Origin of the sequence: Butyrivibrio sp., from assembly GCF_017940685.1 — a bacterium.
In the GTDB taxonomy this organism is placed as follows: domain Bacteria; phylum Bacillota; class Clostridia; order Lachnospirales; family Lachnospiraceae; genus Butyrivibrio.
In genome coordinates this window covers 1-3,304 of sequence record NZ_JAGAYD010000134.1, presented here as the reverse complement: position 1 = coordinate 3,304, position 3,304 = coordinate 1, and the positions used below count along the sequence as shown (strand labels likewise).

The 3,304-nt window shown below is 42.6% G+C and carries 4 protein-coding genes; all 4 read right to left on the bottom strand.

Annotated elements, in window-relative coordinates; all coding sequences use genetic code 11:
- On the bottom strand, positions 1–1,149 hold a 1,149-nt coding region (locus J6I68_RS08630), incomplete at its 3' end, for a CpaF family protein (protein ID WP_292219637.1).
- The gene (locus J6I68_RS08625; protein ID WP_292219634.1) at positions 1,139–2,158 is read right to left on the bottom strand and encodes a hypothetical protein; all 1,020 of its coding nucleotides are present in this window, start codon (positions 2,156–2,158) and stop codon (positions 1,139–1,141) included. The genes J6I68_RS08625 and J6I68_RS08630, both read right to left, overlap by 11 nt.
- Positions 2,155–2,547 carry a prepilin peptidase gene (locus J6I68_RS08620; protein WP_292219640.1) on the bottom strand — a complete coding sequence of 131 codons (393 nt, stop codon included), beginning with the start codon at positions 2,545–2,547 and terminating at the stop codon, positions 2,155–2,157. Before J6I68_RS08620 ends, J6I68_RS08625 begins: the two co-directional genes overlap by 4 nt.
- A gap of 284 nt (positions 2,548–2,831) precedes the next feature.
- Positions 2,832–3,304, bottom strand: a 473-nt coding sequence (locus J6I68_RS08615) for a flagellar export chaperone FliS (protein ID WP_292219631.1), incomplete at its 5' end; no start/stop codon positions are given.

Sequence of the window (3,304 nt, the reverse complement as noted above, 5' to 3'; positions counted from 1 at the left end):
GCTCATACTCTCACTCTCCTCGAACCTGAACAGCGTGTTCACTTTGATCCTTCCGCTTCTTTCATCAAGTTCTTTTTCAAGCTCGCATATCTCAAGGACCTTTCTGCTCCTGTCACGAAGTCTTCCAAGGTGGACCACAATGTCGATTCCAGAGGCAATCTGGCCTCTTACCGCAGAAAGCGGGATCTCCATACCCATGAGTACCATGGTCTCAATTCTGGAGAGCATGTCTGCAGCGCTGTTTGCGTGACCTGTACTCATGGCCATGTGCCCTGTGTTCATGGCTTGCAACATATCCACGCACTCATCGCCTCTGACTTCTCCCACCACCAGCCAGTCCGGACGCATTCTAAGAGAAGATTTTATGAGGTCCCTTATGGTGATGGGCCTGCAACCTTCCACATTGGCGTTTCTTGCCTCCATCCTTACCAGATTTGGCACGCCTCGAATCTGAAGCTCAGCATTATCTTCAATTGTGATAAGTCTTTGATCCTTTGGAATAAAATCAGACAGTGCATTTAAAAAAGTGGTCTTTCCAGACCCTGTTCCTCCAGAAATAAAGATGTTATACCCGGCTTTTACCAGCACTTCGATATAACTTTTAAGATATTCAGAGATCGATCCCAGCTCTATCAGCCTTTTCATGGTGATGGGCTGATCCGGGAATCTTCTTATGGTAACGATGGGGCCATTTAGGGCAATAGGTGATAATACAACATTTACTCGAGACCCATTTTCAAGCCTTGCATCCACTATTGGCGATGATTCATTGACAACTCTGTTGCAGGAAGCAACAATCTGCTGAACCACATCCTCAAGGCGTTGTCTTGATTCAAAATGAAGACCCGACTTACATATCTTACCGTCTTTTTCGATGAAGATATTGTCGGTGCCGTTGACCATTATCTCTGTGATAGAAGGGTCATCCACAAGACTTTGAAGTACATCCAGCTTTCTTATGGAATGATACACATTCATCCTGAGGGTCTTTTTGACACTGACTGGCAGCGCCTTATCCCTAAGAAAGCTTCCAATCTCAGTATCTATCAGTTCAAACAGCTCCTCATCACTTATCTCCCTGGAAAAATCAAGGCTCCTTACCACCTCTTCCTTGATCCTGACTCTCAGCTCGTCCAAGTTATGCTCCAAGAAGCAGCACCTCCTGCCCCTTCTTTATGAGCTCTCCTACATGCTTTTTGTATGAAGCACCGCCGCAGTCATCAGGAAAAAAGCACCTCACTGTCTTTGAAAGAACTTCCTCGTAGCCATTTTCGCAAAGTACCTTATTGTACTTGCCCATCCGATACTGATCTGCTGAGTTGTTTCTGCCTATGGTATAGAGCACATCGCACATGGACAGGATATCAAAGAAGCCTTCTGGATAATCTTTAAGGTCCAGGATCACATATTCATATCCTGCTTCCCTTGATAAAAGAGCTATCAGCTCCCTTACCTTCTCATATCCCATTTCCTTTATCTGCATGGCAGTTTTAGCTGGCGCGATGTAGTCAACTCCGTATTCTCTTATCTTGATCTTCTCAAGATAGATGCAGAACTTATCTCTCTCGCAGTCAGCGTAGTACATCATATCTGTGATATCCTGCTTTGCCTCGTCGTCAAAGGTCCTTGTTAGAGCCGAAAAACTCTCAAAACTGATAAATATAGTCTTATTGGTCCTTGCAAGCTGCTCCGCCATCTGAACTGCCAGTGTTGTCTGCCCGCTTCCTGAAAGCGGTGTGTAAAGACCTATGACCTTGCAGTCGTTTTCCATGTGCCTTATGCCAAGATCAGAAAAGCCATCAGGACTCTCCATGCACACTGTAAGGATCTTCTCCAGGATCTTTCCCGCAGGAAGATACTTGCTCATGTGGAAAAAGCCGTCACTATCATCCCATCCTGAAGGACCTTTAAAGTCCTCTTCCTCTAAGATCATCACAGATCCGCATCTGTCCCGTAGTGCCTCTTCAAGGCCAAGGCTTGCACTACTTGATGCTACAAGAAGCGATACTTCCTCACTTTCCAAAAAAGCCATAAACTCTTCTTTTTCCGTGAAAGTCTGAATACTAAATGACAGCTTTAAATGCTCCCTTAGATACTCTGAAAGCCTCATGGAATAAAGAGTGCTCTTATCAAAAATAGCAAGGATACTCTCCATCATAAAATACCTCCCATGACGAATAAAACACTTACCAAAACCGGTATTGCAAAATGTATCGTCTTTTGTTTGTTTCTTTTGAAAATGATAACCAGAACCGAAATGATTCCTGCGATAAAAAATGAGACCAGGATACAGGAAAGTGTATCACTGACTGATAAAAAAGATGCTGCTGACATGAATAGCTTCACGTCTCCGGCTGCAATGCCCTTTAGAAAATAGACAGGTAAAAGAATAAGAAATGCTACTCCCACTGCTGACAGAGATTCAAATAATCTGTCAGAGCCCTGAATAAGTGATGAGATAACGCCAGTAGAAAGTGCCGGAATGACCCAGGCGTTAAATATCTTGTCCTTGAACAGATCTGTAAAAACAGCCCCTGTCAAAAACAGTATTAAGATTGCGAAAATAAATATCTACCCCTTTCATAGCAATTGTCGAGCTCGCGAAAAAAAATCTAACATGTTTGATTTTCTTTGTAAACCCCCTGAAAATCCCATTGCCCGCAAAAATTCATAATTGTTTTTTATGCAATTTTGCACTTGGGTTTTGCCCCAAAAGCAATAAAAGAGCGGAAAGTATGTTTTTCCGCTCTTTGTTAAATCGATAATTTCTATTCGCTCTGCTTACTTTTTTCTCTGAAATATTAATATCTTAAGATTTTCTTAAGGTCACCTTACGCCATAAGACCTCTGTTCATGGAAAGTGCCGTAATATCCTCATTTAAAGAGTATTTTCCATAGGTCAGGCCCGCATAAACCTTCTGGGTGTTGCCCATAAGAACCTCTGAAGTATCATACTTTTCAAGTTCTACATAAGCCTCATGAAGCTTTTCAAAGTTCTTTTTAACCTTCCATACTCTGTGGATATTTCCAGTTGCAGAGGCAACAGCCAGCTCTGTTTTTGAGAAAATGTAAATCTTATGAAGGTTTCTGGCAAGCTCATACTCCATATTAAGGGAATGGATAAGCTCATCGATGCAGTTCTGGGCGTGCATAAGGCTCTTTTCCGCATCAACTCTCTGACCTACTGCCAGTTCATCTATACTCTCCTCGAGATAATCGATCACCATTTCATACAGTATTGTTATGAGCTGAGTCTTATTTGCCTGTGTTATCTTAAGGGTAAATTCCTGTTTCTTTTCAAGGG

Coding starts and splice junctions, on each gene's coding strand:
- J6I68_RS08625 (WP_292219634.1), bottom strand. CDS start 2,158: ATGATGGAGAGTATCCTTGCTATTTTTGATAAGAGCACTCTTTATTCC.